General features: G+C 57.6%; 25 protein-coding genes and 1 tRNA gene. 20 read left to right on the top strand and 6 right to left on the bottom strand.

Features of this window, described 5'->3' with window-relative positions; all coding sequences use genetic code 11:
- Positions 1–55 precede the first annotated feature (55 nt).
- From ABNH18_RS13345 to ABNH18_RS13320, 6 genes are all read left to right on the top strand, one after another.
- A complete protein-coding gene (locus ABNH18_RS13345) occupies positions 56–2,335 on the top strand; it encodes an LPS-assembly protein LptD (protein WP_349383303.1) in 2,280 nt (759 codons plus the stop codon).
- On the top strand, positions 2,328–3,656 hold the full coding sequence (locus ABNH18_RS13340) for a peptidylprolyl isomerase (protein ID WP_349383302.1): 1,329 nt from the start codon (positions 2,328–2,330) through the stop codon (positions 3,654–3,656). The genes ABNH18_RS13345 and ABNH18_RS13340 overlap by 8 nt, the downstream gene beginning before the upstream one ends.
- Before the next feature lie 56 nt (positions 3,657–3,712).
- Positions 3,713–4,708 (top strand): 4-hydroxythreonine-4-phosphate dehydrogenase PdxA, encoded by a 996-nt coding sequence (gene pdxA, locus ABNH18_RS13335; RefSeq protein ID WP_349383301.1) that lies wholly within the window; start codon positions 3,713–3,715, stop codon positions 4,706–4,708.
- A 66-nt stretch (positions 4,709–4,774) separates the two neighbouring features.
- Positions 4,775–5,617, top strand: coding sequence for a 16S rRNA (adenine(1518)-N(6)/adenine(1519)-N(6))-dimethyltransferase RsmA (rsmA, locus tag ABNH18_RS13330; protein WP_349383300.1), 843 nt, complete (start codon positions 4,775–4,777; stop codon positions 5,615–5,617).
- Complete coding sequence (apaG, locus tag ABNH18_RS13325; RefSeq protein WP_349383299.1) at positions 5,614–6,030, top strand: Co2+/Mg2+ efflux facilitator ApaG/CorD; 417 nt, start codon at positions 5,614–5,616, stop codon at positions 6,028–6,030. The genes rsmA and apaG overlap by 4 nt, the downstream gene beginning before the upstream one ends.
- A gap of 96 nt (positions 6,031–6,126) precedes the next feature.
- Positions 6,127–6,933 (top strand): symmetrical bis(5'-nucleosyl)-tetraphosphatase, encoded by an 807-nt coding sequence (locus ABNH18_RS13320; protein WP_349383298.1) that lies wholly within the window; start codon positions 6,127–6,129, stop codon positions 6,931–6,933.
- Between the two features lie 10 nt (positions 6,934–6,943).
- Here ABNH18_RS13320 and ABNH18_RS13315 read toward each other — a convergent pair whose 3' ends face one another.
- Positions 6,944–7,888 (bottom strand): DMT family transporter, encoded by a 945-nt coding sequence (locus ABNH18_RS13315; protein WP_349383297.1) that lies wholly within the window; start codon positions 7,886–7,888, stop codon positions 6,944–6,946.
- A gap of 580 nt (positions 7,889–8,468) precedes the next feature.
- Between ABNH18_RS13315 and ABNH18_RS13310 the strand changes: the two genes are divergently transcribed.
- The 4 genes from ABNH18_RS13310 to ABNH18_RS13295 are packed head-to-tail and all read left to right on the top strand — an operon-like array spanning position 8,469 to position 11,825.
- The gene (locus ABNH18_RS13310) at positions 8,469–9,701 is read left to right on the top strand and encodes a multifunctional CCA addition/repair protein (RefSeq protein WP_349383296.1); all 1,233 of its coding nucleotides are present in this window, start codon (positions 8,469–8,471) and stop codon (positions 9,699–9,701) included.
- A complete protein-coding gene (locus tag ABNH18_RS13305; RefSeq protein WP_349383295.1) occupies positions 9,701–10,438 on the top strand; it encodes a pteridine reductase in 738 nt (245 codons plus the stop codon). The genes ABNH18_RS13310 and ABNH18_RS13305 overlap by 1 nt, the downstream gene beginning before the upstream one ends.
- Positions 10,439–10,473: 35 nt before the next feature.
- Positions 10,474–10,911, top strand: coding sequence for a DUF4124 domain-containing protein (locus tag ABNH18_RS13300; protein ID WP_349383294.1), 438 nt, complete (start codon positions 10,474–10,476; stop codon positions 10,909–10,911).
- On the top strand, positions 10,899–11,825 hold the full coding sequence (locus tag ABNH18_RS13295; RefSeq protein ID WP_349383293.1) for a DUF4124 domain-containing protein: 927 nt from the start codon (positions 10,899–10,901) through the stop codon (positions 11,823–11,825). The genes ABNH18_RS13300 and ABNH18_RS13295 overlap by 13 nt, the downstream gene beginning before the upstream one ends.
- 300 nt (positions 11,826–12,125) lie before the next feature.
- Here the strand turns inward: ABNH18_RS13295 and folK are convergent, their stop codons facing one another.
- Both folK and folB read right to left on the bottom strand, forming a co-directional pair.
- Positions 12,126–12,647 carry a 2-amino-4-hydroxy-6-hydroxymethyldihydropteridine diphosphokinase gene (gene folK / locus ABNH18_RS13290; protein ID WP_349383292.1) on the bottom strand — a complete coding sequence of 174 codons (522 nt, stop codon included), beginning with the start codon at positions 12,645–12,647 and terminating at the stop codon, positions 12,126–12,128.
- The gene (gene folB / locus ABNH18_RS13285) at positions 12,640–13,002 is read right to left on the bottom strand and encodes a dihydroneopterin aldolase (protein WP_349383291.1); all 363 of its coding nucleotides are present in this window, start codon (positions 13,000–13,002) and stop codon (positions 12,640–12,642) included. Before folB ends, folK begins: the two co-directional genes overlap by 8 nt.
- A gap of 195 nt (positions 13,003–13,197) precedes the next feature.
- On the opposite strand from folB, the gene plsY reads away from it, so the two are divergent.
- Positions 13,198–13,812 (top strand): glycerol-3-phosphate 1-O-acyltransferase PlsY, encoded by a 615-nt coding sequence (plsY, locus tag ABNH18_RS13280; RefSeq protein ID WP_349383290.1) that lies wholly within the window; start codon positions 13,198–13,200, stop codon positions 13,810–13,812.
- Between the two features lie 156 nt (positions 13,813–13,968).
- Here the strand turns inward: plsY and tsaD are convergent, their stop codons facing one another.
- On the bottom strand, positions 13,969–14,994 hold the full coding sequence (gene tsaD, locus ABNH18_RS13275; RefSeq protein WP_349383289.1) for a tRNA (adenosine(37)-N6)-threonylcarbamoyltransferase complex transferase subunit TsaD: 1,026 nt from the start codon (positions 14,992–14,994) through the stop codon (positions 13,969–13,971).
- Between the two features lie 158 nt (positions 14,995–15,152).
- On the opposite strand from tsaD, the gene rpsU reads away from it, so the two are divergent.
- The 5 genes from rpsU to ABNH18_RS13250 all read left to right on the top strand — a co-directional run bounded on the left by rpsU (position 15,153) and on the right by ABNH18_RS13250 (position 20,258).
- On the top strand, positions 15,153–15,368 hold the full coding sequence (gene rpsU, locus ABNH18_RS13270) for a 30S ribosomal protein S21 (protein WP_007148705.1): 216 nt from the start codon (positions 15,153–15,155) through the stop codon (positions 15,366–15,368).
- Between the two features lie 14 nt (positions 15,369–15,382).
- Entirely contained in the window at positions 15,383–15,829 is a 447-nt protein-coding gene (locus tag ABNH18_RS13265) for a GatB/YqeY domain-containing protein (protein ID WP_349383288.1), read from the top strand.
- Between the two features lie 168 nt (positions 15,830–15,997).
- Positions 15,998–17,953 carry a DNA primase gene (gene dnaG / locus ABNH18_RS13260; protein WP_349383287.1) on the top strand — a complete coding sequence of 652 codons (1,956 nt, stop codon included), beginning with the start codon at positions 15,998–16,000 and terminating at the stop codon, positions 17,951–17,953.
- Between the two features lie 134 nt (positions 17,954–18,087).
- Entirely contained in the window at positions 18,088–19,998 is a 1,911-nt protein-coding gene (rpoD, locus tag ABNH18_RS13255) for an RNA polymerase sigma factor RpoD (RefSeq protein WP_349383286.1), read from the top strand.
- 183 nt (positions 19,999–20,181) lie between these two features.
- Positions 20,182–20,258, top strand: a tRNA-Ile gene (locus ABNH18_RS13250).
- An 85-nt stretch (positions 20,259–20,343) separates the two neighbouring features.
- Here ABNH18_RS13250 and ABNH18_RS13245 read toward each other — a convergent pair.
- Positions 20,344–21,318, bottom strand: a complete 975-nt coding sequence (locus tag ABNH18_RS13245) for a tyrosine-type recombinase/integrase (protein WP_349383285.1) — start codon at positions 21,316–21,318, stop codon at positions 20,344–20,346.
- Between the two features lie 14 nt (positions 21,319–21,332).
- Positions 21,333–21,545 carry a DUF4224 domain-containing protein gene (locus ABNH18_RS13240; RefSeq protein WP_349383284.1) on the bottom strand — a complete coding sequence of 71 codons (213 nt, stop codon included), beginning with the start codon at positions 21,543–21,545 and terminating at the stop codon, positions 21,333–21,335.
- 260 nt (positions 21,546–21,805) lie between these two features.
- On the opposite strand from ABNH18_RS13240, the gene ABNH18_RS13235 reads away from it, so the two are divergent.
- The 4 genes from ABNH18_RS13235 (at position 21,806) to ABNH18_RS13220 (ending at position 26,155) form a co-directional block, all read left to right on the top strand.
- The gene (locus tag ABNH18_RS13235) at positions 21,806–22,063 is read left to right on the top strand and encodes a type II toxin-antitoxin system ParD family antitoxin (RefSeq protein ID WP_349383283.1); all 258 of its coding nucleotides are present in this window, start codon (positions 21,806–21,808) and stop codon (positions 22,061–22,063) included.
- Between the two features lie 52 nt (positions 22,064–22,115).
- Positions 22,116–23,840 carry a type I restriction-modification system subunit M gene (locus ABNH18_RS13230; RefSeq protein WP_349383282.1) on the top strand — a complete coding sequence of 575 codons (1,725 nt, stop codon included), beginning with the start codon at positions 22,116–22,118 and terminating at the stop codon, positions 23,838–23,840.
- On the top strand, positions 23,833–25,080 hold the full coding sequence (locus ABNH18_RS13225) for a restriction endonuclease subunit S (protein WP_349383281.1): 1,248 nt from the start codon (positions 23,833–23,835) through the stop codon (positions 25,078–25,080). Before ABNH18_RS13230 ends, ABNH18_RS13225 begins: the two co-directional genes overlap by 8 nt.
- Before the next feature lie 91 nt (positions 25,081–25,171).
- The gene (locus tag ABNH18_RS13220; protein WP_349383280.1) at positions 25,172–26,155 is read left to right on the top strand and encodes a virulence RhuM family protein/type II toxin-antitoxin system death-on-curing family toxin; all 984 of its coding nucleotides are present in this window, start codon (positions 25,172–25,174) and stop codon (positions 26,153–26,155) included.
- Positions 26,156–26,167: the final 12 nt, after the last annotated feature.

The following is a 26,167-nucleotide window of genomic DNA, read 5'->3' as shown; positions in this document are numbered from 1 at the left end:
GACGGAAAGTCCGACCGCGCCATAAAGCGGCCTTTTTACCTGTTCTGAGCAGCTGATGCCACTGCCCATACCTCGATTATTGATTCCTGCCCTGCTGCTTGCCTCAGGGGCCAGCCTTGCGGAAAATGACCTGAACTGGGTTGACCGCGAAGAGATGGCCACGTTCCCTGCCGTGCAACAGCGGCCGATACCCGAGTGGTGCGGCGGCATTTACTATAACCCCCGTGTCGGCATGCCCGTGGATGGCAGCGATACCGTGGTGACCGCGGATCACTCCACCCTGACCCAGGATGGCCTGATCAACCTGGACGGCGACGTACTGATTGAACAGCCCGGCCGTCGCATCACCACCGACATTGCCGAGCTCGATCAAACCACCGGCAAGTTCGAGCTAGAAAGCGGCATGCGCCTGGAAAGCGACAGAGCCACCTTTATCGCCGACAACATGAGCGGCCAGACTCGACGTAAAGAAGGCAGCCTGCAAGGCGTACGCTACTCTCTGTTCGACAACGGCGCCCGTGGCAACGCCGATTATATCTTCCTGAACCAGAACACCACCACCATCACCAATGGCTCTTACACCACCTGTGCGCCCGGCTCCAATGGCTGGGTCATGCAAGGCGACCGTATCTTCCTGGACCGGGACAAGGGCTGGGGCGAAGCCAACAACGTGGTGCTCAAGGTCAAGAGCATGCCCATTTTCTGGCTACCCTGGATGACCTTCCCCATTGATGACCGGCGCAAGAGCGGCCTGCTGTTTCCCACTCTCTCCGTGGGCGATAGCGGTGGGCTGGATATCTCCCAGCCCATCTACCTGAACCTGCACCCACAGTTCGACGCCACCATCGCACCGCGCTATATCGATGGCCGGGGCAGCGGCGTGGACAGCGAATTCCGCTATCTGTCCCCGTGGGGCGAAGGCAGCCTCAGCTATGGTGTGCTGTTCAACGACCGCAAATTCGATGACGAAAACCGCCAAGTGGGCCGCTGGAGCCATAATGGCAACATCAACCGCTGGAGCCTGGAGACCGATTTCACCTACGTCTCCGACGATTTCTACTTCAAGGATCTGGATACCGGCCTGGAAATTAGCTCCCAGACCCACCTGCCCCGGCTGGCGGAAGCCCGCTACTACGGGCGCACCTGGCAAGTCCTGGGCCGACTGCAATCCTGGCAGACCATCGACCCCACCCTGGACGACGCGGACCTGCCCTACCGACGGCTTCCCCAACTGCAATTAACCGGGGACCCGACTCTGGTCGGCCCGGTGAAGGGCCTCTGGCTGTCTGATATTACCGCCTTTGACCGCAGCGATTCCGACGACAGCGGCAAAGCCACCGGGTTGCGCGGCCACATGGCTCCCGCCCTGAGCATGCGCCTGCAAGAACCCTGGGGTTATGTGGAACCCCGCACCCGGCTGTACCATACGCAGTACCGGCTCGATAACGTGGACGCCACTGCCGAGGACAACCCGGACATGACCACTTGGGGCGCCAGCCTGGACTCCGGCCTGTTCTTCGAGCGCCCCGGTAACTGGTTCGGCTCCAGCTTCACCCAGACCTTGGAGCCACGCCTGTTCTTGAACAAGGTGGCCTACGAAGACCAAGACGAACTCCCCAACTTCGATTCCGGCGAACTGACCTTCTCCTACAATTCCCTGTTCCGGGAAAATCGCTTTATCGGTTACGACCGTATCGGCGATGAAGAAAAATTGGCGGTGGGCCTGACCAGCCGCTTCCTGCATGATGGCACCGGCCGCGAGCAGCTGCGCCTGCGAGTGGCTCAAGGCTTCTATTTTGAAGACCGTAAAGTGATCACCGAACGGGCCGTGGAAGACCCCACTGACGACCAGACCCCGGTTGTTGGTGACGCTCGCTGGAACTTTGCGCGCGATTGGTACCTCTACTCAGAGGCCCAGTGGGATACCGAAGAAAACAAACGCGAGCGCTCCAATTTTCAGATTGGCTATAACGACCGGGAGCGACGCGTCATCAACTTGGGCTATCACGACCGCCCGGCAGACGACATCCGCGCATCGGAAGTCAGCGCCATTTTGCCGGTTCACCGGCACTGGCGACTGATTGGACGCTGGGCATACGACTTGGACAACCAACGCTCACTGGAAACCATGGCCGGTGCTGAATACCGCAATTGCTGCTGGAAACTGCGTCTGTTGAGCCAGCGGGAGCTGGTAGACGACAACGGCGACGGCAATCTCGAAGCGGATAGCACCATCTCATTCCAGATCCAGATGATCGGCCTGGGCGGCTTTGGCGGCCAGATAGATTCCCTACTGGAACGCAGCATTCCGGGATACAGGAGAGAATATGATTGATAGAACGCTGCACGCGGCACGTTTCACGCTGCAGGCAAAACACACCCTGCTTGGCCTGTTCGCCATGGCCGTGCTGATGGTACCCGCCTGGAGTCAGGCCAAGGTGCAGATGCTTGATCGCATTGTGGCCGTGGTTAACGATGGTGCCATCATGGCCAGCGAGCTGGATGAGCGGATCAACACCATCGCTTTGCAGTTCCAGGAAAAGGGCCAACAACTGCCCCCTCCCGCCGTGATGCGCGAGCAAGTCCTCGACCGCATGGTGCTGGAACGCCTGCAGCTACAGCTGGCCGAACGAGGCGGCATCAAGGTCGACGACGCCAGCCTTAACCAGGCCCTGGCCGGCATCGCCCGCCAGAACGGCATGAGCCTGGAAGACTTTGCCGCCGCCCTGCGCGAAGACGGCTACGACTGGCCCCAGTTCCGCGAACAGATTCGCGAAGACATGGTGATCTCCCGCCTGCAGCAACGTAGCGTGGCCTCGCGCATCCAGGTGACCGACCGGGAAGTGGATCGCTTTCTGGGCTCCGAGATGGGCAAACAGATGTTCCAGGAAGACTTTCACCTGGGCCACATTCTGGTACGCGTTCCCGCTGAAGCCAGCCCGGAAGACATCACCCAGGCCCGCACCAAGGCCGAAGGCATCATCGAAAAGCTAAAGAACGGCGATGACTTCCAGCAACTGGCCGTGGCCGAATCCGATGGCCCCAAAGCTCTGGAAGGCGGCGACCTGGGCATGCGCTCGGCCGCCCAGTGGCCCACCCTGTTTGCGGAAAATGCCATCGACCTGAACAAGGGCGAGGTTTCCGAACCGCTGCGCTCCGGTGCCGGTTTCCATATTCTGAAAATGATCGACCGCAAAGGCGGTTCAGAGAAAGTCGTTACCCAGTATCAGGTACGCCATGTACTGATCAAAACCGACGCTCTAACCAGCGCCGAGCAAGCTCAGCAAGAAGCTGTTCGCCTTCATGATGAGATTGCGGCGGGCAAGCGCCAGTTCAGCGACACCGCTGCCGAATTCTCTGACGACCCGGGCAGCGCCCGCAGTGGCGGCGAACTGGGCTGGGTCAACGAAGGCGAAATGGTGCCGGAATTCGAGGACATGATGCTCAACACCCCCGTGGGTGAGCTGTCCCCGGTATTCGAAAGCCAGTTCGGGTGGCACTTCCTGCGCGTCGATGACGTGCGCGACGCGGACATGAGCGCCGAATTTCGCCGCATGCAAGCCACCCAGGCCCTGCAGAAGCGCCGCTTTGAAGAAGAGCTGGAAACCTGGGTGCAGGAAAAACGCAGCGAATCCTATGTGGATATCAGGCTATGACGCTTGCAGGCAGCACGCAGCACGCAACATGCCTGCCCGGCAGTGGGCAATAAACCGTGCCTGCTCCTATCGCCATCACCTATGGTGACCCGGCAGGGATCGGGCCGGATCTGGTCCTGACTCTGCCTGATACCTTTGCCGATGCCCCGTTGGTGGTGATCGGCGACCGTCAGGTGCTGGCCGAACGAGCACAACAGCTGGGCCTGACGGTGGCTCTGGCCGACTGGCAACCCGGCCAGCCCCTGCCAGCAGGGAGCCTGCCCGTCTGGCACACACCAGCAGGCGCGCCAGTAATCGCCGGCCAGCCAAACCCGGCCGCCGCCACCGGCACCCTCACCATGCTTACCCGCGCCGCTCAGGGCTGCCTGGACGGCACCTTCTCGGCCATGGTCACTGCCCCGGTCGCCAAAAACGTGATTTGCGAGGGCGCCGATCCGGCCTTCACTGGCCATACCGAGTTTCTTGCCGAACAGGCCGGTGTGGCGCAGGTGGTAATGATGCTCACCGCCCCGGCCCGGACGCAGGATCTTCGGGTGGCCCTGGCCACCACTCATCTGCCCCTGAGCCAGGTTCCGGCGGCGATTACCCCGGCGGGCCTGATACGCACCCTGAGCATTCTCCGTGACGACCTGATCAGCAAATACCGGATTGCCGAGCCTCACATCATGGTACTGGGGCTCAACCCCCATGCCGGCGAAGGCGGACATCTGGGTCGCGAAGAACTGGATGTGATCATCCCCACACTGGAACAGCTACGCGCACAAGGCATGGCGCTCACCGGCCCCCTGCCCGCCGACACCGCCTTCCAGCCACACCTGCTGGAACAGCATGATGCGGTGCTGGCCATGTATCATGACCAAGGCCTGCCGGTGCTCAAATACGCCGGTTTCGGCGAAGCCATCAACATTACCCTGGGGTTGCCTTTCATACGCACTTCCGTGGACCATGGCACCGCCTTCGACTTGGCAGGCCGCGGCACCGCCAGCGCCAGCAGCCTGATCGCCGCCACACGCCAGGCATTGGTGCTGGCGTCACTGCACAGCGGTAGCTGACACTGATTACCGCATTGATAGCGCATTAATTCAGATACACCACCCGGCCCCGACCTGAGACCTGCTATGACAGAACACCGCACCCGTAAACGCTTTGGCCAGCATTTCCTGCACGACCGCAACCTGGTCGACCGCATGATCCGCACCCTGGGCCTGCAAACGGGCGACACCTTGGTGGAAATCGGCCCGGGCCGGGGCGCACTGACCTATCCCTTGCTGGAAGATGTCCCCCATTTGCATGTGGTCGAGCTGGACCGGGACCTGATTGCCCTGCTGCGCCAGGAAAACAGCCCCGAGCGGCTAACCATTCATGAGAGCGATGCGCTGCGCTTTGATTTCCGCAGCCTGAAACCGGCGGACAAGCCCCTGCGGGTGATCGGCAACCTGCCCTATAACATCTCCACCCCGCTGATTTTCCACCTGCTGGCCCAGGCCGACGCCATCAGCGACATGACCTTCATGCTGCAAAAAGAAGTGGTGGAACGGCTAACCGCCAGCCCTGGCACCCGCGACTGGGGGCGGCTGTCGATCATGGTGCAGTACCACTGTCAGGCAGATTACCTGTTCTTTGTGCCGCCAGAAGCGTTCAGCCCGCCTCCCAGAGTGGATTCTGCCGTGGTCAGGTTGATCCCCCACGCCAGCCCACCTCACCCGGCTGACGACGAGAACCACCTGCGTAAACTGGTGGCCCAGGCGTTCACACAACGACGCAAGGCCATCCGTAATGGGTTAAAATCCTGGGTGAGCCTCGAACAATTCGAAGCACTTGGCATCGATGCCGGCTTGCGCCCGGACCAACTGTCCGTGGCCGACTACGTGGCCTTGGCCAATATCAGTCGCCCGGTATCAGATGCTGAACAAGCCGAGACACCAGACACCCACGAAGGCAAGGGAGACAGCACCCCATGAGCGTCACCGAACAAGGCAGCAGCGACACCGCCAACGACGACTCCCGCCACGATATTCAAGTGTCTGTGGAAACCGAATTCCTGCCAGATCAGAGCGACGCAGAAGGCGAGCGCTGGGTGTTTGCTTACCATATCAGCATCCACAATCAGGGCTCCGTTAGCGCACGCCTGCTCACCCGTCACTGGGTGATCACCGATGGCGAAGAACGGGTACAGGAAGTCCATGGCGAAGGCGTCATTGGCGAACAACCGCATATTGCCCCCGGCCAGACCTTCCGCTACACCAGCGGCGCCATACTGGAAACCGAAGTCGGCAGCATGCGCGGCAGCTACCAGATGATCGGCGAAGATGGCATCCACTTTGACGCACAAATCCCCGCCTTCACCCTCGCAGCACCGCATGCATTGCATTAACGCCAGCACGCTTCACGTACCACGCAACACGCAAACTGCGCCTCTGAGCGTGCCGCGAGTGGCGTGCTGCATGCAAGCGGGCGCCGGAGGCGCCTTGTGACTGATTATGCGATTGGGGATCTGCAAGGCTGTCTGGGGGCGTTTGACTGTCTGCTGGAGAAAATTGGCTTCAACGCTGACTGCGACCGTCTGTTTCTGGCCGGGGATTTGGTCAATCGCGGGCCGGACTCGCTGGGCACCCTGCGCCGGGTCCACGCCCTGCGTGACAACGTCCATACCGTGCTGGGCAACCACGACCTGCATCTGCTGGCGGTGGCCAACGGCACCACCCGCAGCAAACGCAAAGACACCCTCAGCGAGATCCTCGACGCCCCGGACCGGGCCGAATTGCTGGGCTGGCTGCAACAGCAACCCCTGCTGATTCCCCTGCCGGAACACAACGCGGTAATGACCCATGCGGGCATCCCGCCACTGTGGTCACAGGAACAGGCCAGCCAGCGGGCAGCAGAAGTGGAAACCGTGCTGCGCAGTGACCAGGCGAGCGCCTTTTTTGCCCACATGTACGGCAACACCCCCGCCGGCTGGGACAAACAACTCAGCGGCCCGGATCGCTGGCGCGTCATCACCAACCATTTCACCCGCATGCGCTTTGTGGATCAGGCCGGCGAACTGGACCTGACCAGCAAAGGCGAGCCCGACCAGCCCCCCGCCGGCTTCATGCCCTGGTTCCAGCACCCCCAACGGGCACTCACCGGCACCCGTATCCTGTTCGGCCACTGGGCCGCCCTGGAAGGCCACAGCGGGGTCGATAACGTAGAGGCACTGGATACCGGATGTGTTTGGGGTGGTTCATTAACCGCGCTACGGCTGGACGACCTGGTCCGCGTCGCCTGCGACTGTTAGCTACGCCCGCTCACCCAAACGAATCCCGTGCTCCCCTGGTATCAGCTTCCGCCAGTTGTTTCAGCTGGCGACGCACCTTGTGGTCCCCCAGCAAAAAAAGCGACAACGCGAGCACAATCAATGCGGCGCCCGCCAGCACCAGAGCCCCCAGGCTTTCGCCATTGAGCACGCTACCCAGCGAGAGCGCCAGTACCGGTGTTATCAGCGTCACCAACGCCACGGTGGCGGCGGGCAAGCGAGCCAGCACCTGGTAGTAACAGTAAAAGCCCAACAGCGAGCCAAACACCGCCAGATACAGGATGGCGGACAAACCCCGATAGTCACCGCTAAAACTCAACGTCTGCCCGGTAATCAACATGCCAACGGCATAGCAGGGTAACGACAACAGCAAGCCGCCCACAGTCTGCTGCATGGGCTGAAGCCCGGCGCCAACCCGTTGCACCGCTATGCCACTGCCAGCGAACAGAGTCACCGCACTTAGCATCCACAGCAAGCCCACGCCACGGTCCCCCATGCCTTGCCCTGCGGCCAGCACTTGCAGGCTGTCATCGAACACCAACGCCAACCCGACCAGACCGATCAGGCAGGCACTCCAATGCCAGCGGTTAAGGCGCATCCCACCCGGCAATGCTTGTAGCATCAACCCGGATAACAAAGGGGCCAACCCAAAGATCACTGAAATCAGCCCGGAAGGCAGGTGGGCCGCCGCCATGTAGCTACAACCCATGGCGCCAAAAATACCCGGCAGGGAAGCCAAATAACTGAGCCGCGCCCGAGCATGCAACGGTAAAGACTGGCGCTTGACCCATAACCAACACAGCCCCAGCAGTGCAGCGATACCCATACGCACACCGGCGGCGGCCAGCGGCGCCATCGCATCACCACTCCATTTAATCCCCAGCGGCGTGGTTGCCCACACCGCCACCACGATCAAATACGCTGCCAGGGTTGGCATGCCGTTCTCCTTGGTTAAAAAGGAGCGAGTTTCGAGAACCGAGTCACGAAAGGCAGAAAACACGACGGTTAAAAGCTCTTCGCAACTCGAAACTCGTTACTCGCAACTAAAACAGACCTGCAAACCCCATAAACGAAAAAAGGCCGCAGGTCGGGGGACGCTGCGGCCTTCTTGCAGAACTGAAACTTTCAGTCACACAGCCGTCGTCCCTGCGCACGCCATTTGCGTGCACAGCGGTCGACGACCAGCATGAGAGGGGCTGAAGACGGTGCATACTCGCCTCTGTTGCGCCTGAAAGAGCGGCAATCTAGGCGCGAGGCGCGATGTTTGGCTTGCCCAAATGAGTAACGAGCAACAACGAGTGCCGCTCTTTCAGGCGCAACCCGAAGGGCTGGGCCCCTTTTTCCATCTGACTGCGCTGACTGAGGCTCACATAGATGACTATGCCACGCATCATTCAACGCATTCAGACAAAAAAATGAACTCCAGCAGAGACGAGGATGCACCGCCTTTAGCCCCTTAGTTTCAGTACGATAGAAAGCATGCGACCATTCTGCTCAAGAACTCATAGGTAAACAAGATGAAAGTGTATCTGGTGGGCGGCGCGGTGCGGGACTCTCTGCTCGGCCTCCCCGTGATGGAAAAGGACTGGGTCGTGGTCGGCGCCACACCGGAAGAAATGGAAGCTGACGGGTTTCGCCCCGTAGGTAAGGATTTCCCGGTATTCCTGCATCCAAACACGCAAGAGGAATACGCCCTGGCCCGAACCGAACGAAAATCCGGCCATGGCTACGGGGGCTTTACCTTCCACGCCGCCAGTGATGTTTCTCTGGAAGAAGATTTGATTCGTCGCGATCTGACCATCAATGCCATGGCAAAAGCCAAGGGCGGCAAGGTCATCGATCCGTTCAGTGGCCGGATTGATCTCAAGGCCCGGCTGCTGCGTCATGTCTCTCCCGCCTTTGCGGAAGATCCGTTACGCGTCCTTCGTGTCGCCCGCTTTGCGTCTCGCTATCACTGGCTGGGGTTTCGTGTCGCCGAGGATACACTAACGTTAATGAAGCAGCTGACCGATTCCGGTGAGCTAGGCTACCTGGTTCCCGAGCGAGTTTGGAAAGAAACCAGTCGCGCACTCATGGAACGCGATCCACAGGTGTTCTTTCAGGTACTTCACCGCTGCGGCGCCCTTCATGCCCTGTTTCCTGAAGTCGCCGCTCTGGACGGTGTACCGCAACCGGAACAGCACCATCCCGAAATCGACACACTGGTTCACCAGTACCTGTGCCTTGAACAAGCCGCCAAGCTTGGATTAAGCCTTCACGCCCGCTACGCCCTGCTTTGTCATGATCTGGGCAAAGGGAAAACCCCGAAGGAAGAATGGCCTCGTCATATTGCCCACGAAATACGCAGTGCGAGAATGAGCAGCAAGGTTTCCAAACGTCTCAAGGTGCCGAGAGAGGCCGCGACGCTGGCAGCGCTGGTTGCTGAGTTTCATACTCACTGCCACCGAGCACTGGAGTTAAAGCCGGCCACGGTCTGGAAACTGTTCAAGGCGCTGGATATTCTTCGCCGCCCGGAACGGCTGACGGATTTTCTGGGCGCCTGCGAGGCCGACGCGCGCGGGCGCACCGGCTTCGAAGATCGAGAATATCCCCAGGCCAATTACCTGCGCGGAGCGGCCGATGCCGCCCGGCAAGTGGATGTACAAGCACTGCGAACTCAAGGCCACGAAGGGCCCGCATTAGGTGAAGCCATTGAAAGCGCCCGCATTGATGCCATCACCACCTTTAAACAACAGGAGCAGCCCCTCTGATGACCGCCCCCGTCGCGCTGGTTACCGGCAGCGCCCGCCGTATCGGCGCCCAGATTGTCCGTACCCTGCATCACCATGGCATGCGGGTGATCATTCATTACCGTGGCAGTGAGCACGACGCCGAAAGCCTTGCCTCCGAACTAAACCAAACGCGCCCGAACAGCGCGGTCACCCTGCAAGCGGATCTGGACCAGCCCGACGCCGTACGCCAACTGGCTAGCGACACCCTCGCCTGTTTCAACCAATTGGATTTACTGGTCAACAATGCCTCCAGTTTCTACCCTACGCCCATTGATCAGGCCGACGACGCCGACTGGGAAAAACTGATTCACAGCAACCTGCGCGCGCCCTTTATTCTTAGCCAGCAACTGACGCCCGCACTACGTCAGCAACAGGGCTGCATTATCAACATTGTTGATGTTTACGCAGAAAAACCGCTGCAAACCCATACCCTGTATTGCATGGCCAAAGCTGGGCTTGCGATGATGACAAAAAGCCTGGCTCGAGAGCTCGGCCCGGCAATCCGCGTCAATGGCGTGTCGCCTGGCCCGATCCTGTGGCCGGAAGCCGGGCAGATGAACCAGCAGGCCATTCAGGACGCCACCGCCTTAAAACGCAGCGGCGAGCCGGATGACATTGCCAACACGGTTTACTGGTTGGCCACCGCCGCGCCCTTTATTACCGGGCAAATCTTGGCCGTGGACGGAGGGCGCTCACTGGCCTTGCAAGGAAGCTGAAAAACAGAACACGAGAAGGACTCTCGGGGGAAAAAATGAAAATTATCGGGGTAATACTACTGTCACTGGCCGCCATGTCTGCCAGTGCGGAAATTTATCGCTGGAAGGATGCCAATGGTAACTGGCAATTCGGGGACAAGGCGCCCGAAAGCCAGCACGAAACTATAGACGTAAAATCACCGCCGAAAATCGGCCAGGACGAGGCGCAAGCCATTCACGCCCGCACCCAACGCTTGCTAGAAAGCCAGAGAACCCAAGTACGAGAAAAAGCCCAGGCCGAGGAAGAAGCACGGCGACGACACCAGGAGCGTTTTGCCAAACCCTGTCAGGAAGCGCAGGACCGCCTGCAAATGCTAAAAGGCCCTTTCGAATATATTGAAGAAGACGGTTCACGGCGTGGCGCATTGCCTGACGAGGTTGCCGCAGACCAGAGAAAAACCCAAAAGTGGATTGAAGAACATTGCGATTTCTAGCGCTTTTTCTCACCTTCAGTCTCTTGCTTGGCGGGGTTGCCCGGGCAGAAATTTTCCAGTGGCGTGACGCCAACGGCAAACTGCACTTTGGCGACCGGCCACCGGAAGATGTGCAAACCCAAACGGTCACTCCGGATATCAGCCCGCAACTCAAAGAACTCGAGATCAACGTCAAACGTCAGGATTTCACCCTGTCCGGTGACTTGCAGCAACAAACACTGGATAACATTCGTCACATCTACCAGCGCTACCGCCGGGACTTCGGCCTGGACCTGCATGGCACCGCAGAAGTTAGCCTGTACCTGATTGAAAAGCAGGACGATTTTCAGCAATGGATGGTAGACCGGATTGGCAGCAGCAGCCGCCATTATGCCGGCGTCTTTATTCCTGCCACCAACGAAGTGGCCGTCTGGCAATGGGCCGATAATGAGCGACAAGTGGCCCAAACGATTTTGCATGAATCCAGCCATGTACTGCTCTACCAGCTGTCACCTTCCGCCCCGGTATGGCTACAGGAAGGGCTGGCACAGTATTTCCAGACACTGGAAACGCAACCGGATGGTCGCCTGAAAATTAGCGCCCTTCCCGATGCCCAAGAACGAGTGCAGACCTGGATTGAACAGCAGCGCCTGATCACCCTGCGACAATATCTATCCATGGATGATGCTCAATGGCGAAAAATGGCTCATCAGCTTAATGCCATTCCCTACACTGTGGCCTGGGCCACCACCGCCTTCCTTATGTCCAAACCCGTGGGCCGCTCCACCTTGCGGCAGATGCTCCAAGACCTGGAAAAAACCCACCAACGCCCAACGCTGCAGCGCATCGAGCACCTTTACCCTGGTGGCATCTCACGATTGGAATACGATTTCTTTCGTTGGGCGCAAAGCGACATGACGCCGCATTGGTACTAAGAAAGACGCAATACGCTTCACGCCACACGTGGCAACGCGGGCAAGGCTGGATGTCGAACGGTGGCCACACTGCCCGCGAAACAGCAGTTGAATCCAAGAGTGAAAAGGACAATCCAGGGGCTAACCCCCTGCGGCCCTATGCCGAAACACAAAAATCTCGCTATTTTCCCATCTAAAGGATCGCTCACAGCAGGTCGAATTAGCCTGAAAGGCGTAATCCGACGCGCTGCGTTACGGGGTTCCATGGCCGGCTGTCGGGTTACGCCTCTTCGCGGCTAACACGACCTACAAAATTCACCATTAATTATCCCCGAACGGCACGACCCACAATTTCTGATCGCTGAAATTCGCTGTTTCCAGAAGCGTGCGGTAAGAGGTTTTCGTTTCAGGATGCAACGCATCCGGGGCCAGATCCACCAGAGGCTTCAGCACAAAAGCATGTTTGAGGATTTCGTCGCGGGGCAACTGAACTCCATCCACCTCGCCCACACAATCATTGTAGGTAAGAATGTCGATATCCAGGGTTCGGCTGGAAAACTTCTTCTCACCTCGCACCCGGCCATGATCCTTTTCAATGTCTTTCAGGCAGGCAGCCAGCTCACCCACGCTCAAGGCCGTTTTTAGCCCCGCCACCAGGTTATAGAATGCATCGCCGTCAAAACCCACCGCTTCGCTTTCATACACCGGGCTGATCGCCAACGGGCCGAACGCATGGATCAGGGCATCCAGCCCGGAGCGAATGTTGTGCTCTCGATCAATATTGGAACCCAGGCTGAGAAACACCTGACCCTGAGACGCTTCAGTCTCCACCGTTTCACCCATCGGGACGTTCACCCCGCTCAATAATCACACCCACATCCCGGGCGCCACGCAGGGCGCCCGGCTTACTGAGCCGCAACTTCAGCCACGGCACATGGAATTCGTTGAGCACCAGCTGTGCCACGTTTTCGGCCAGGGTCTCAACCAGCTGAAACTCACTGCTTTCGATAAAGGCGATCAACCGTTTACCGATAGACTTGTAGTCTAGGGCGTCGTCAATGTGATCCGACGCGGCCCCTTTGCGGATATCCGCCGCCATTTCCAGGTCCAGGCTCACGGTCTGGCGGATACGGCGCTCCCAGTCAAAAATGCCGATCACGGTATCCACTTTCAAATCATTGATATAAACAATATCCATACTCGATCTCTTGCGTGGCATTCATCGGCAACAACTACGCTGACACATAGGGCACCTGGCGGATGAATCCCATTTCAGGTAATCAGATGTTACGCTTGCAGCGCAGGCAATAATGCCGTGCTGTGTACAATGTCAGCCCATGAATTACAGGGCGCATATTTCGCTGCCTCAGCGATTGAAGGGAGATTATAGCCGGTGCAAGCAGGGACATTACAGGACGTCTGGTTTTGGCTACTGCCATTGTGCGTAGCCGGCTATCTGATGGGCTCCATTTCCAGTGCCATTCTGGTGTGCCGATTGTTCGGTTACCCGGACCCGCGCACCGAGGGCTCCAACAACCCCGGTGCCACCAATGTGCTGCGTATCGGCGGCAAACCGGCGGCCGCCCTCACCCTGCTCGGTGACGTACTCAAAGGGGTCATTCCCGTGGTTCTGGCCCGCGCTCTCGATATGGGGCCCTTTGTTGCCGCGCTGGTGGGCACTTTCGCCTTTCTGGGCCACCTGTATCCGGTTTTCTTCCATTTCCAGGGTGGCAAAGGCGTCGCCACCGCGTTCGGGCTGTTATTCGCTCTGCACTGGCCCAGCGGCCTGGTGGCCGGCGGGACCTGGTTGCTGGTCTTTGCCCTCAACCGTATCTCCTCCATCGCCTCACTCAGCGCATTTGTGGTGGCCCCGGCCTGCCTCTTCGCCTGGCTACCCCAGGCCTTCTGTCCCATGCTGGCTCTATCTCTGGTGATGATTGCCCGTCACCGCAGTAACCTGCAGAAAATCCTGCGGGGAGAAGAGCTGGGATTCAGAAAGAAGGATTGATTCGCAGTTTAAAGTTAAAAGTTCAAAGTTGAACAGCGCATCTAGCAGCCTCGGGCTTGGGCAGGCCGTGCCCGCGACATTACCGTTAATCGCGGACAGAGCATGGCAAAACAGGTCAGCCTGGTCCGCGTTTAAACTTTGAACTTTCAACTGGGTTTACAGCGCCGCCAATTCCGTCAACGGCCAACGGGGGCGGATTTTGATGGGTAGGTCGGCCTGCTCCCCGGCCTGCAGGCGCAGAGCGCCCGCAAAGGCGATCATGGCGCCGTTGTCGGTGCAATACTGGGGGGCCGGGTAGTAGACGTCCACGCCCCGTTTCTTCATCTGCTCAGCGAGTTTCGCGCGCAACGCCCGGTTGGCACTGACGCCGCCGGCCATTACCAACCGCTTGTGCCCGGTCTGTTCCACCGCACGGCGACATTTGATCACCAGGGCATCCACCGCCGCTTCCTCAAACGCACGGGCAATATCCGCCCGGTCCTGCTCGCTCAGTGCATCCTTGCCGCCCAGGTCGTTAATGGTATTCAAGGTAAAGGTTTTCAGGCCGGAAAAGCTCATATCCAGACCCGGGCGATCCGTCATCGGGCGAGGAAAACGAAACCGCCCCGCCGTGCCCTGTTCGGCCAGTGCAGCAACGCGAGGCCCACCCGGATAGCCCAGCCCCATCATCTTGGCGGCTTTATCGAACGCTTCACCAGCGGCGTCATCCACCGATTCGCCCAGAATGGCGTACTCACCCAGCGACTGGGCATCCAGCAGCAGGGTATGCCCGCCACTAACCAACAGCGCCACAAACGGAAATGCCGGCGCATTGGGCTCCAGCAAGGGCGCCAGCAGATGCCCTTCCATGTGATGTACGGCCACGGCGGGCAGCTCCCAGCCAAATGCCAGTGAACGGGCAACCCCAGCCCCCACCAGCAAAGCACCTGCCAACCCTGGGCCTGCGGTATAGGCGATACCATCGAGCTGCTCCGCGACGGTATCGGCGGCATCCATAACTTCGCGTACCAGCGGCAATACCCGCTGTACGTGGTCGCGGCTGGCCAGTTCCGGCACCACCCCACCATAACGGGCATGCATCTCCACCTGACTGTAGAGTGCCTGCCCCAGCAAGCCCTGCTCGGTGTCATAGATGGCCACGCCGGTCTCGTCGCAGCTCGATTCAATACCCAATACGCGCATGGTGCTCAACCCTGTGAAATTGCGGCGCCATGATAGCGCCAGACGCCCGGATTTGCATTTATTCCCCACTCAGGTAGAATCCCCGCCTCGCCGCACCCCGGGACCACCTGAGCCCGCGGCGAACCCATAAACTCTAATTTCTAGGAAGGTGATTCTTCATGCCTCAGGTGAAGGTGAAAGAAGGCGAACCGTTTGACGTGGCCCTGCGCCGTTTCAAGCGTGGCTGTGAAAAAGCGGGTATTCTCTCTGAAGTGCGTCGTCGCGAGCAATACGAGAAGCCCACACAAGAGCGTAAGCGCAAGCGTGCCGCAGCCGTCAAGCGTCACCTTAAAAAACTGCAGCGTGAGCAACTTGCACGCAAACGTTTGTACTAAGGTATAGACGTCTGATGAGTGCGCTCAAAGAGCAGCTCACTGCAGCCATGAAAGACGCCATGCGTGCCAAAGAAAAGGCACGTCTTGGCGTTTTTCGTATGGCGCTTGCAGCGATCAAACAAATCGAAGTGGACGAGCGCATCGAACCCGATGATGCCCGTGTACTTGCGTTGATTGATAAACTGATCAAGCAACGCAAAGACTCAGCCACTCAATACCGTGACGCAGACCGCCCGGAACTGGCGGAAACTGAAGAAGCGGAAATCGTGGTGCTTCAGGAGTTTCTCCCTACCCAACTTACCGATGCAGAAATTGACTCGCTGATCGATGAGGCCATGGCTCAAACCGGTGCTTCTGGCATGCAGGATATGGGCAAGGTAATGGGCATTCTCAAACCGCAATTGCAGGGTCGTGCCGACATGGGCGCAACCAGCGGCAAGGTGCGCGCCAAGCTAGGCTGACATCAGCCCATTGGACGTCAGCGCTTTCCAAGACTCTTTTCTGACAAAGATAACCGGGAAGAAGACAACCCCGCGGCTACCATCTAAAACAGATCAATTACCCCTGATCGCTACCACCACTGCATCCTTTCTGTTTGAATAGCCCACCGTTCTGGCAGAATCACTCTCATGGCACGCATTCCGGAAAATTTCACGCATGATCTGTTGGCTCGCACCGATCTGGTGGAGCTGATTGATGCCCGTGTGCCCCTGAAAAAAACCGGCCGTAACTACAGCGCCTGCTGCCCCTTCCACCAGGAAAAAACGCCCTCCTTTACCGTGGCCCCGGATAAGCAATTTTATTATTGCTTCGGTTGCGGCGCCTCCGGCAATGCGGTGGGCTTCCTAATGGAATACGAGCACCTGAGTTTCCCTGAGGCGGTAAAACAACTGGCCAGCCGAGCCGGCATGGAAGTGCCGGAATCGCGCCCGGAAACCCCCGCCGACCGGCAAAAGAAAGACCGCCTGCAATCGCTCTACGACCTGCTCAGCCGCGCCGAAAAGTTTTATGCACAGCAACTCCGCCAGGCCCCAGAGCGACAAAAAGCGGTTAACTACCTTAAAAATCGGGGATTAAGCGGCGAAATAGCGAAAACCTTCGCCATTGGCTTCGCCCCTCCTGGTTACGATAATTTGATCAACGGCCTGTCACTCACCGAAACCAGCTTGGAGCACGCCCTCACCGGCGGCCTACTGGTACGCAAGGACGACACCGGCCGCACCTACGACAAATTCCGCGATCGCATCATCTTCCCGATTCGCGACAGCCGCGGCCGCACCATCGGCTTTGGCGGCCGGGTGCTCGGCGACGGCAAGCCGAAATACCTGAACAGCCCGGAAACGCCCGTCTTCCACAAGGGCCAGGAGCTCTACGGGCTATGGGAATGGCGCCAGAGCCGCGACCGCAGCGACCGGCTCTATGTGGTAGAAGGCTACATGGACGTGATCGCCCTGACCCAGCATGGCGTACCCAACGTAGTCGCCACCCTGGGCACCGCCACCACCGAAGATCACGCTCGCAAGCTGTTTCGTCAGGTTAATGAAGTGATCCTCTGTTTCGACGGCGACAAGGCCGGTGTTCGTGCCGCCTGGCGCGCGCTCGAATCACTGCTGCCGGCACTGGATGACGGCAAACAGGTGCGCTTTCTGTTCCTGCCAGACGGTGAAGACCCGGACACACTCGTGCGCCAGCAAGGCCCCGAAGCGTTGCGAGCACTCACTGACAAGGCCGACGCCCTGTCCACTTACCTGTTCCGGCACCTGTCAGAAGGGCTCGACCTGAACACCGTGGACGGCCGTGCTCGCCTGGCCCGGCTGGCTCTGCCGTTTCTGGATAAACCCGCCGGTCCGGTGTACCGCGCCCTGCTCACCGAAGAGCTCAGCCGCCTCACCCGGCTGGACAAAGAATCCCTGATTCAGCTCAAGCCCGCCCCGGCATCACCTCGCCCGACCGCACCGCCTGCGCCCTCCGAGCCAAGCCAGGACGCCACTGCATACGGCTACGAAGATGCAGGCTACCCGCCGCCCGGCGACGACCCCGGCATGCCCTACCCGGAAGACTTTGGCTTCCCGGACGACGGCGCCCAAGGCAGCGGCAACACGGGCTTCAGTGGCACCAATGCCAATCGCACACGCCCTAATCCACGCCAAAGTGGCGGCCGCAAAGGGCCTCTCACCCTGGCGGAACGGTTAGTGCTGGTACTGCTGGATTACCCCTCACTGGTTGACCAGCACCCGCTCCCGGACGGCATCGAGCAGCTACCGCTGCCGCATATCGATCTGCTGACTCAAGTGGCCAGCCTCTGTCGCCAGAACCATAGCGCAGCTGCATTGCTCGGCGCCCTGATGGCGCTGGAACAGGGCGAAACCCTGTCTCGCTTGCTCAAGGCCAGCCTCAAGCCACCCATGGCCGAAGAAATGGCCACCCGGCTATGGCTCGATGCACTGTCACAACTGGAAGTCACCCGCCTAGAAGTCGCCCTGCTGGAAGTGGAACAAGCCGGCATGCCCGACCCGGCACACTGGCAGGCACTGCATAAAGCCCTGGCCGAAGCGCGCCAACACGCCCGCAAACCCTTCGACTAGCCCGCAGTCCGCGCCATGCTGGGGTTGCATTGACTGGCCGTGGCCCCCACATCCCGGTATAATACGCCGTTTTCCCACGCCACCATCACGCTGGCCAGCGCAAGCTTCCAGCACGACGTTACGGGCTTTATTGCATGACGACTCAAAAGCAGCAGCAACAATCTCAGCTGAAGCAGTTGATCGCACTGGGTAAGGAACAGGGCTACCTTACTTACGCTGAAGTGAATGACCACTTGCCGGATTCCATTACCGACACCGATCAAGTGGAAGACATCATTCAGATGATCAACGACATGGGCATCACCGTGGTGGAAAAAGCCGCCGATGCCGACCAGTTGACGATCGATGAAAGCGCCGACAGCACCGACGAAGTCGCCGCCGAAGAAGCCGCTGCCGTGCTCGCCTCCGTAGAAAACGAACCCGGTCGCACCACCGACCCGGTGCGGATGTACATGCGCGAGATGGGCACCGTGGAGTTGCTTACACGCGAAGGCGAAATTGAAATCGCCAAACGCATTGAAGAAGGCACCCGTGAAGTCCTGCACGCCCTCGCCTTCTGGCCCGGCGCCGTCGACATGGTGATCGACGAATACGCCCGCGTGGAAAACGAAGAACGCAAGCTCACCGACATCATTGCCGGCTACCTGGATCCCAATGACGATGGCGCCGCGGCGACCAACGCCAATAGAGATCCTGCCTTCGCCGAAAAAGCAAAAAAAGCGGCGGAAGAAAAAGCAGCAAAAGCGAAAGAAAAAGAAAAAGCCAAAGAAGAAGGCACTGATGACAAAGACAGTGATGACGATGACGAAGAAGATGAAGGCGGCCTGGATCCAATCCTGGCGGCAGAGCGCTTCGAGACTCTGAAAAAACTGCACGAAAAAGCCGAACGCTCTCTCAAGCGCAATGGCCGCGACCACGCCTCTAGCGCCAAGGCTCTGGAAGCCCTGGCCGAGCATTTCACCTTGTTCAAACTGGTGCCGCGTATTTTCGACGGCATGCTGGTGGGTGCCCGTGACAACCTGGACCTGGTGCGTAAATTCGAGCGTCAGATCATGTCCGCCACCATCCGCCGCGGCGGCATGGAGCGTAAAGATTTCATCAAGGTTTTCCCCGGCAACGAAACCAACATGGATTGGATCGATGGCCAGCTGAAAACCAAAAAAGGCAAAGCCATCGCCGATAAACTCGGCGCGGTTAAAGAAGACGTTCAACGGGCCCAGCGCAAAATCGGCACCATCGAAGATATCATTGGCCTGCCCGTAGGCGACATCAAGGAAATCAATCGTCGCATTTCCATCGGCGAAGCCAAGGCCCGTCGTGCCAAGAAAGAAATGGTGGAAGCCAACCTGCGTCTGGTTATTTCCATCGCCAAGAAATACACCAACCGCGGCCTGCAGTTCCTCGACCTGATTCAGGAAGGCAACATCGGCCTGATGAAAGCCGTGGACAAGTTCGAATACCGCCGTGGTTACAAGTTCTCCACCTACGCCACCTGGTGGATTCGTCAGGCCATTACCCGCTCCATCGCCGACCAGGCGCGCACCATCCGTATCCCGGTACACATGATAGAGACCATCAACAAGATCAACCGGGTACAACGTCAGATGCTGCAGGAAATGGGCCGCGAACCGACCCCGGAAGAGCTGGGTGTACGCCTGGAAATGCCGGAAGACAAAGTTCGCAAGGTACTGAAGATCGCCAAAGAGCCGATCTCCATGGAAACCCCCATTGGTGACGATGAAGATTCCAGCCTCGGCGACTTTATCGAAGACGGCAACATGGAATCACCGGTGGACTCTGCCACCTCGCTGGGTCTGGAAGAAGCCACCCGCGACGTGCTGGCCAACCTGACCGCCCGGGAAGCCAAAGTCCTGCGCATGCGTTTCGGTATCGACATGAACACTGACCACACCCTTGAGGAAGTGGGCAAACAGTTCGACGTGACCCGTGAGCGTATTCGTCAGATAGAAGCCAAGGCGCTGCGCAAGCTGCGCCACCCGAGCCGCAGCGAACACCTGCGCAGCTTCCTGGACGGCGATCTGTAATTGAAAGCGCCGGATGCTTGAGGCCGGCCGCAAGACGCCACCCGGGCTGCGATGCAGCCCGGGTTAATAATAAAAAAGGAACGGCCTTTCCCTGATTCAAATACACGTTATAATCTTCGCCCGCGCAACAACAGCGCTGGCAAACGTCAGACGTCCGGCACAGGGCGCCAGGCGGTTTCTCAAGGGCCTATAGCTCAGCTGGTTAGAGCAGTCGACTCATAATCGATTGGTCCCAGGTTCAAGTCCTGGTGGGCCCACCAATTTTCACCATTAATTCAATGGTTTAGCCAACTCCTCAGATCACCTCTTCCCAAAACGCTTCCAAAAAAACCCGCTTTTTCCAATTCAGCGCAGCGGCTTAACCACCGCAGCCTTCCTTCGATAATGCCGTTTCGTCACCTTGGCATCAAGATGTGCCAACAGCGCAGTTGCATGCTCCAATTCCGCATCACTGCCCGTTTTGGCTCTCAAGTCATGATCAGTAAACCGCTCTTGCAGAACGCCCTGATCCAGCGCTTTGACCATTTTCCTCTGCCAGATCGATGCAAACCCACTTGCGCTATAAGGCTGACCTCGCCTGGTAGAAAACAAGTACATGCTGTTAACCGGCCGAGGGAGATTCTTTATCTGCTGGACTGCCGCTTCCAGATGGTCAGTCCACGAGATAATGATCCTTTGCTTAGTCTTACTGATTTCCACATAGATACCATCTGGCTTTAACACATCACGTCGCAGTTGCAGAATGTCCGCTTTCCGAAGCCCTGTAAGCAGTTTGAAATCCATATAGGCAGCAATGAGAGGCCCAGAGAAGTCATGGAACGCTTTATATTCTGCGTCACTGATATAGCGATCTCTGGGCTTTTCTTTGAAACGCATAACATCACGACACGGATTTTGATCAATCACCCCCCAACGGATTGCATACTTGAGCATGTGGGACAGCATTGCCAACTCACGATTCGTCTGCGTTTTACCTCTCTGGCCCCGAATATCCATGTAACGGTAAATCTGCCTAGGCCCCAAATCCTCAACTCGAATCTCCCCCAAACCAGTTCGTAAATATTTGGCCTGAACGATATTACCCTTATAGGTCGCCTGCGCTTTAAGAGGAGCTACCTCTCTCAGGTATCTATCAATTAGGTCCCCAACCGTTACGACACAACCTAAATCACCAACCAGTTGTGCGTATTTGGCCATCGCCGCCGGATAGTCACCACCCAACCGAACCCACTTGGCATTGCTATCCACCAAGTAATAACTCCCTGAGCGCAGGTAAACGCGTGAGGGCAGATGGTGATCTGTTTTCCGTTTTCGTCCCATATTGCTCTCCCTAGCTATAATCGACTCAATGCCTTCACATTAACCTCCGCGTCACGGCGGACGCGCCCACCAAGCCTCTTAGCTACAACCTCGCGAAGAATTTTCGGCTTGCCAGTCCGGCCCACCTCAAACGAGAGGCCCATTTTTCGCAACTGCCGGCATTGAAGCGCCGGCTTCTCGTAATCAGTCAACATGACCACCTCTTCGTCCGTTAGAAAAAAAGTCATAGCAAGGCCTCCTGGGCATCAAAACTGGGCGCACCGGAAACGCCCAGCGTAAAAGCACCTAATTCCGTGAAAATCATAAAACCTCTCTTGTCGAACACAGACATAACAACCGCGTACAACCCATTTAAACGAACCTAAACAGAAAGGCGTTAGCAAGTTTTACAATTGAGAACCAGCCGGTTCTGCACCCGCTTTCTTGCGATTGAACCAGGCCCGCCAAGTGGTATGCTGTGTTAATAATCCACACAGGAGACGATGTCATGGCCAGAACCACTAGCGTGACCATCGGCCCACAGCTTGATGACTTTGTTGCAACGCTGGTTGCCTCAGGTCGGTACGGCTCAACCAGTGAAGTGATACGCACAGCCCTACGGCTGCTAGAGCGTCAGGAAAGCCAGACAGCAGCCCTTAAAAAGATAATTGAGGTAGGGGAGCAAAGCGGACAAAGCTCGCTTTCATTCAGCGACATTGCTGCCCATATAAAACAGCTCCGCAGCAATGACTTTATCGAAGAATAAACCCAGGCCATCGTTACCCGCCTCTAAAAAAAGACATTAAAGAGAAGCCTCAATGCCCCAAAAACTCACCCTGCAGCAGCTCGAATCCTTCCTCTGGGAAACCGCCGATATCCTGCGCGGCAATATGGATGCCTCCGAGTTCAAGGATTACATCTTCGGCATGATGTTCCTCAAGCGCCTGTCCGATGCCTTCGAGGAAGCCCGTGAAACCGTGGTGCAGTACTACCTGGGCAAGGGCAAGAGCCAGCAGCAGGCCGAGGATCTGGCCGATGACGAAGATGAATACGACAAGACCTTCTACATCCCTCCTCAGGCCCGCTGGGAAGCCCTAAAAGACCTCAAACACGACATCGGCTCTGAACTTAACAAGGCCACCGAGGCCATTGAAGAATACAACGGCTCCCTGGAAGGGGTGCTGGTGACCATCGACTTCAACATCAAAAACAAGCTCACCGACAAAAAGCTGCGCGACCTGCTCAGCCACTTCAGCCAGCACCGCCTGCGCAATGAAGACTTCGAGCGCTCTGATCTGCTCGGCACCGCCTACGAATACCTGATCAAGATGTTCGCCGACAGCGCCGGCAAGAAGGGCGGCGAGTTCTATACCCCGTCGGAAGTGGTGCAGTTGCTGGTGTCCCTGCTCAAGCCCCACGCCGGCATGCGCATCTACGACCCCACCGCCGGTTCCGGCGGCATGCTGGTACAAACCCGCAACTACCTGGCCCGCAACGGCGAGAACCCATCCAACCTGTCCCTCTACGGGCAAGAGATGAACCTGAACACCTGGGCCATCTGCAAGATGAACATGTTCCTGCACGGGGTCTACAGCGCCGACATCAAGAAGGGCGACACCCTGCGCGAACCGCAGCACACTGAAGCCGGCGCGCTGATGACCTTCGACCGGGTGATCGCCAATCCCCCCTTCAGCCTGAAGAAGTGGGGCAAGGAAGAGGCGGACAGCGATGCCTATGGCCGCTTCCCCTACGGCACCCCGCCGAAAGACGCCGGCGACCTGGCCTTCGTCCAGCACATGATCGCCAGCCTCAACGCCGAGGGCATGATGGGCGTGGTCATGCCTCATGGTGTGCTGTTCCGGGGCTCCAGCGAGAAGGCCATCCGTCAGGGCATTCTCAATGATGATCTGCTGGAAGCCGTTATCGGCCTGCCCGCCGCCCTGTTCTACGGCACCGGCATCCCCGCCTGCCTGCTGATCATCAACAAGGGCAAGCCTGCCGAGCGCAAGGGCAAGGTGCTGTTTATCAACAGCGAGCTGGAATACGAGGAAGGCAAGAACCAGAACAAACTGCGCCAGCAGGATATCGACAAGATTGCTCAGACCTTCGAGCACTTCGAAGAGATCAAGCGCTACTCCAAAGTGGTGCCGCTGGCCGAGATCGAGGAAAACGACTTCAACCTGAATATCCGTCGCTACGCCGACACCAGCCCGCCCCCGGAAATCTTCGACGTGCGCGCCATCCTCCACGGCGGCATCCCGGTGCGGGAGGTGGAAAGCGAATATATCCGCGAAGAGATACTGGAAGACTTTGATGTGTCTGCGGTGTTTGTGCGCCGGGACGAAGCGTATTACGGCTTCAAGCCGGAGATCGACAGCAAGGAAGCCATTCGGAATGCCGTGGGTGAAGTGGATGCCAAAGTCATTACCCAGCTCGAGCGCTGGTGGGACAAGTATCGGGTTTCACTCAGTGAGCTGGATGCCCAGGTGGCGGAAGCGGAAAGCGTGATGAAGGGGTATCTACAGGAGCTGGGCTATGAATAGCTCTTTTCCGGAGGGGTGGTCTGTTGCTAAAGTTGGTGAACTTTCCACAGTTAAGCGCGGCGCGTCACCTAGGCCAATACAAGACCCTAAATGGTGGGGAGGAAAAATTGGCTGGGTCAGGATTTCTGATGTCACATCTTCGAGAAAGTATTTAACCAGGACGACACAATACCTCTCGGATGAAGGGGTATCAAAGAGCATCCAGATTCCCGTTGGCGAGGTGATATTAAGTATATGCGCTACCATCGGTAGGCCAATTATCGTCGGTGTAAATGCCTGTATCCACGATGGATTTGTATGGTTCGATAGGCTTAAAGAGTTTATTGACCGCGAGTATTGGTACTACTTCCTTGCTAGTAAAGAAGAGTATTTAAGTGGGCAGCGTCAATCAGGAACACAGGGAAACCTTAATACCAGTATTGTGGCCGAGCTGGAATGTCTTCTCCCCCCTCTCCCCGAACAACAAAAAATCGCAGCCATTCTGTCCTCCGTCGATGATGTGATCGAAAAAACACGCGCACAGATCGACAAGCTGAAAGACATGAAAACCGGCATGATGCAGGAGCTGTTGACCAAAGGCATTGGGCATGCCGCGTTCAAGGATTCGCCGGTGGGGCGGATTCCAGAGGGGTGGGATGTTGTGTTGCTGGATGACGTGGCAACACGAGGAAGTGGTCATACTCCCAGCAAGTCAAAAGCGGAATACTGGAACGGTGGTATTGATTGGGTTTCGCTGTCAGACACTAACAAATTAGATCGGCTGTATATCTCCGCAACCGCAAAGAGTATTAGTGAAAAAGGGGTAAAAAACTCTTCTGCTGTGATTCATCCGCCTGGGATAGTGGTGCTATCCAGAGATGCAGGCATTGGGAAGAGCGCAATCACGACCAAAGAAATGGCTGTAAGCCAGCACTTTATTGTATGGCATTGCTCGGATCGGCTGGATAACCACTTCCTCTATTACGTTATGCAGTTCTTGAAACCCTTGTTTGAGAATATAGCTATGGGAAGTACGATCAAGACTATCGGGTTGTCTTTTTTCAAAAAGCTAACGGTGCCTTTGCCCTCTTTGGATGAGCAAAGAAAAATTGCTGGCAGCCTCAAATCGATCGACCAAAGGATTTTTGCAACAGAGCGAAAGGTCGCCCAAAACTGCAAAATGAAAAAAGCCCTAATGCAAGACCTGCTCACCGGCAAGGTCAGAGTCAACGTCGATAACAAGGAGAACGCAGTCGCCTGATCGGCTTGACTGCCCGTTATGTTTCAGGACGAAGCCGAAAAAGTCGAAAACCCTGCCATTAAGCCGCTAACTCGGCGGGAGGGGTAAGCGTATGGATACGCAAGCCAAAATCGAAATTTACCAACACGATGCTCAAAGCCCCATTGAGGTGCGGTTGGAGCAAGACACGGTGTGGCTGAATCGCCAACAGCTCGCCGAACTCTTTGGCAGAGACGTGAAAACCATCGGCAAGCACGTGAATAACGTGTTTAAAGAGGGCGAATTGCCCAAAGAGGCAGTTGTCGCAAATTTTGCGACAACTGCCGATGACGGGAAAACTTACCAGGTTGATCACTACAACCTCGATGTCATTATCTCTGTGGGCTATCGGGTAAAGTCTTTCCAGGGCACGCAGTTTCGCATCTGGGCCACCCAGCGCTTAAAAGAGCACCTCACCCGTGGTTACACCATTAACCAACAACGCTTTGAGCAAAACGCCCAGGAGCTGGAGCAGGCGCTGGCGCTGATCAAAAAGGCCGCGCATTCCGAACGGTTAGGGCTGGAAGAAGGGCGCGGGCTGGTAGAGATGGTTAGCCGCTATACCCAGACCTTTTTGTGGTTGCAGCGCTACGATGAGGGCCTGCTAGACGAGCCCGACGGTGAGGCCGGCGGCCAGCTGGCCACGCCAGCGCAGGCCATGGCCGATTTACACGCCCTAAAAACGCAACTGATAAAACGCGGTGAAGCCACCGCCCTGTTTGCCAACCCGCGTGCAGAGGGTTTGAGCGGCATTTTCGGCAACCTGGAGCAGACGGTGTTTGGTGAGCCCGCCTACCCCACGGTGGAAAGCAAAGCGGCCCATCTGCTGTATTTTGTGGTGAAGAATCACCCCTTTAGCGATGGCAATAAACGCAGTGGCGCCTGGCTGTTTGTGGATTTCTTGCACCGCCATGGTCGCCTGTTAAACGACCATGGCGAGGCGGTGATCAACGACACTGGCCTGGCGGCCCTGACCTTGCTGGTGGCGGAATCTGATCCGGCTCAAAAAGACACGCTGATTCGCCTGATTATGAATATGTTGGCGCAGGCTAATTAGGGAGAGCGTGAT

Source organism: Alcanivorax sp. (assembly GCF_040118815.1).
In the GTDB taxonomy this organism is placed as follows: Bacteria; Pseudomonadota; Gammaproteobacteria; order Pseudomonadales; family Alcanivoracaceae; genus Alcanivorax.
This window is presented reverse-complemented; position numbering and strand designations above follow the sequence as displayed.

What these genes read in the sequence shown, in the direction of transcription:
- ABNH18_RS13345 (WP_349383303.1), top strand. Translation starts at nt 56, where the DNA reads ATGCCACTGCCCATACCTCGATTATTGATTCCTGCCCTGCTGCTTGCC.
- ABNH18_RS13340 (WP_349383302.1), top strand. Translation starts at nt 2,328, where the DNA reads ATGATTGATAGAACGCTGCACGCGGCACGTTTCACGCTGCAGGCAAAA.
- rsmA (WP_349383300.1), top strand. Translation starts at nt 4,775, where the DNA reads ATGACAGAACACCGCACCCGTAAACGCTTTGGCCAGCATTTCCTGCAC.
- apaG (WP_349383299.1), top strand. Translation starts at nt 5,614, where the DNA reads ATGAGCGTCACCGAACAAGGCAGCAGCGACACCGCCAACGACGACTCC.
- ABNH18_RS13315 (WP_349383297.1), bottom strand. Translation starts at nt 7,888, where the DNA reads ATGCCAACCCTGGCAGCGTATTTGATCGTGGTGGCGGTGTGGGCAACC.
- ABNH18_RS13310 (WP_349383296.1), top strand. Translation starts at nt 8,469, where the DNA reads ATGAAAGTGTATCTGGTGGGCGGCGCGGTGCGGGACTCTCTGCTCGGC.
- ABNH18_RS13305 (WP_349383295.1), top strand. Translation starts at nt 9,701, where the DNA reads ATGACCGCCCCCGTCGCGCTGGTTACCGGCAGCGCCCGCCGTATCGGC.
- ABNH18_RS13300 (WP_349383294.1), top strand. Translation starts at nt 10,474, where the DNA reads ATGAAAATTATCGGGGTAATACTACTGTCACTGGCCGCCATGTCTGCC.
- folK (WP_349383292.1), bottom strand. Translation starts at nt 12,647, where the DNA reads ATGGGTGAAACGGTGGAGACTGAAGCGTCTCAGGGTCAGGTGTTTCTC.
- folB (WP_349383291.1), bottom strand. Translation starts at nt 13,002, where the DNA reads ATGGATATTGTTTATATCAATGATTTGAAAGTGGATACCGTGATCGGC.
- tsaD (WP_349383289.1), bottom strand. Translation starts at nt 14,994, where the DNA reads ATGCGCGTATTGGGTATTGAATCGAGCTGCGACGAGACCGGCGTGGCC.
- rpsU (WP_007148705.1), top strand. Translation starts at nt 15,153, where the DNA reads ATGCCTCAGGTGAAGGTGAAAGAAGGCGAACCGTTTGACGTGGCCCTG.
- ABNH18_RS13265 (WP_349383288.1), top strand. Translation starts at nt 15,383, where the DNA reads ATGAGTGCGCTCAAAGAGCAGCTCACTGCAGCCATGAAAGACGCCATG.
- dnaG (WP_349383287.1), top strand. Translation starts at nt 15,998, where the DNA reads ATGGCACGCATTCCGGAAAATTTCACGCATGATCTGTTGGCTCGCACC.
- rpoD (WP_349383286.1), top strand. Translation starts at nt 18,088, where the DNA reads ATGACGACTCAAAAGCAGCAGCAACAATCTCAGCTGAAGCAGTTGATC.
- ABNH18_RS13245 (WP_349383285.1), bottom strand. Translation starts at nt 21,318, where the DNA reads ATGGGACGAAAACGGAAAACAGATCACCATCTGCCCTCACGCGTTTAC.
- ABNH18_RS13240 (WP_349383284.1), bottom strand. Translation starts at nt 21,545, where the DNA reads ATGACTTTTTTTCTAACGGACGAAGAGGTGGTCATGTTGACTGATTAC.
- ABNH18_RS13235 (WP_349383283.1), top strand. Translation starts at nt 21,806, where the DNA reads ATGGCCAGAACCACTAGCGTGACCATCGGCCCACAGCTTGATGACTTT.
- ABNH18_RS13230 (WP_349383282.1), top strand. Translation starts at nt 22,116, where the DNA reads ATGCCCCAAAAACTCACCCTGCAGCAGCTCGAATCCTTCCTCTGGGAA.
- ABNH18_RS13225 (WP_349383281.1), top strand. Translation starts at nt 23,833, where the DNA reads ATGAATAGCTCTTTTCCGGAGGGGTGGTCTGTTGCTAAAGTTGGTGAA.
- ABNH18_RS13220 (WP_349383280.1), top strand. Translation starts at nt 25,172, where the DNA reads ATGGATACGCAAGCCAAAATCGAAATTTACCAACACGATGCTCAAAGC.